This window comes from Ruegeria sp., from assembly GCF_028066395.1.
In the GTDB taxonomy this organism is placed as follows: domain Bacteria; phylum Pseudomonadota; class Alphaproteobacteria; order Rhodobacterales; family Rhodobacteraceae; genus Ruegeria.
The window spans coordinates 29,582-31,694 of record NZ_JALCBM010000001.1 but is presented as its reverse complement, the minus strand read 5'-3'; the positions used below and the strand labels follow the sequence as shown (position 1 = coordinate 31,694).

Here is a 2,113-nt window from a genome sequence, read left to right as displayed (position 1 = left end):
GCGGATGTGATCTATAACCTCGGCGCGGATGAGGTTGAGATCGGCGACGGTGCCTTTGTGATCTACCAAGGCAGCCATGGCGACCGGGGCGCGCACCGCGCCGACGTGATCCTGCCGGGCGCGGCCTATACCGAGGAAAACGGCTTGTTCGTGAACACCGAAGGCCGCCCGCAACTGGCCATGCGCGCCGGGTTTGCACCGGGTGAGGCCAAGGAAAACTGGGCCATCCTGCGCGCCTTGTCCGCAGAACTGGGCGCCACGCTGCCCTACGACTCGCTGGCGCAACTGCGCAGCGCGCTGATCGAGGCGGTGCCGCATCTGGCCCGCATCGACGAAGTGATCGAGAATGAAGTTCAGGCACTGGATGCAGGCCCGCTGGGTACGGCCACCTTCCGCAACGCGGTCAAGGATTTCTACCTGACCAACCCGATTGCCCGCGCCTCGCAACTGATGGCCGAATTGTCGGCACAGGCGCAGGCGCGCAAGGCTGAAAAGATCGCGGCGGAATGAACCGGGCTGCGGTCATATCACGTGCTGATCCGCGCGCCGTGCCGATGGGCATCGTCGCGCGGGAAATGCGTGAGGAACTGAACAAAAAGGGTGGCGCTATGACGGCAGATGCTGTTTACACCAACGCGCCGACCCAGCCGCTGAATGCGCAGGCACCTGGCCTTTGCATCACACGCGGACAACGGAATACCCACGGTGTGAGGACCAATGGCTGAATTCTTTAACACCCCAGGCGGAATAGCCATCATCATTCTGGCGCAAGTGCTTGCAGTTGTTGCCTTTGTGATGATATCGCTGCTGTTCCTCGTCTATGGCGACCGCAAGATCTGGGCCGCTGTCCAGATGCGCCGCGGCCCCAACGTGGTCGGCGTCTATGGCCTGCTGCAATCGGTGGCTGACGCGCTGAAATATGTGGTGAAAGAGGTCGTCATCCCCGCCGGGGCCGATCGCGCCGTGTTCATCCTTGCCCCGCTGACCAGCTTCGTTCTGGCGATGATCGCCTGGGCGGTGATCCCGTTCAACGATGGCTGGGTTCTGTCGGACATCAACGTCGCCATCCTCTATGTCTTCGCCGTGTCCTCATTGGAGGTTTATGGCGTGATTATGGGCGGTTGGGCGTCGAACTCAAAGTACCCGTTCCTGGGTTCGCTGCGCTCTGCGGCGCAGATGATCTCGTATGAGGTCTCCATCGGCCTGATCATCATCGGAGTGATCCTCTCGACCGGGTCGATGAATTTCGGCGACATCGTGCGGGCGCAGGATGGCGGGTTGGGCCTGTTCAGCTGGTACTGGCTGCCGCATTTCCCGATGGTGTTCCTGTTCTTCATCTCGGCGCTGGCCGAAACCAACCGCCCGCCCTTTGACCTGCCCGAGGCGGAATCGGAACTGGTTGCGGGCTATCAGGTCGAATACTCGGCCACGCCTTTCCTGCTGTTCATGGCCGGTGAATACATCGCCATCTTCCTGATGTGCGCCCTGACCACGCTGCTGTTCTTCGGCGGCTGGCTGTCGCCGATCCCGGGCCTGCCCGACGGCGTGCTGTGGATGGTCGCCAAGATGGCGTTCTTCTTCTTCCTCTTCGCGATGGTCAAGGCGATCACGCCCCGCTACCGCTATGACCAGCTGATGCGTCTGGGCTGGAAAGTCTTCCTGCCGTTCTCGCTGGCCTGGGTGGTCTTCGTGGCCTTTGCGGCGAAATTCGACTGGTTCTGGGGCGCGTTCGCGCGTTGGGGCGTAGGAGGCTGATCATGACCCAAATCGACTACACCCGCGCTGCCAAATACTTCCTTCTGCAGGACTTTTGGGTCGGCATGAAGCTGGGGCTGAAGTATTTCTTCGCCCCCAAGGCCACCGTGAACTATCCGCACGAAAAAGGTCCTCTGTCCCCTCGTTTTCGGGGTGAGCATGCCCTGCGCCGCTACCCGAACGGTGAAGAACGCTGCATCGCCTGCAAACTCTGCGAGGCGGTCTGCCCGGCCCAAGCCATCACCATCGACGCCGAACCGCGCGAAGACGGCAGCCGCCGCACCACGCGCTATGACATTGACATGACCAAATGCATCTATTGCGGCTTCTGCCAAGAGGCCTGCCCGGTCGATGCCAT

General features: G+C 61.5%; 3 protein-coding genes. All 3 read left to right on the top strand.

All coding sequences use genetic code 11. The features are described 5' to 3' along the window. On the top strand, positions 1–510 hold a 510-nt coding region (locus MPJ51_RS00180; RefSeq protein ID WP_298380977.1), incomplete at its 5' end, for a molybdopterin-dependent oxidoreductase. Between the two features lie 207 nt (positions 511–717). Next, positions 718–1,755: an NADH-quinone oxidoreductase subunit NuoH gene (gene nuoH, locus MPJ51_RS00175; protein ID WP_298380976.1), complete on the top strand. Its 1,038-nt coding sequence runs from the start codon at positions 718–720 to the stop codon at positions 1,753–1,755. A 2-nt stretch (positions 1,756–1,757) separates the two neighbouring features. Continuing rightward, a partial coding sequence (gene nuoI / locus MPJ51_RS00170) for an NADH-quinone oxidoreductase subunit NuoI (protein WP_298380975.1) occupies positions 1,758–2,113 on the top strand: 356 nt, incomplete at its 3' end.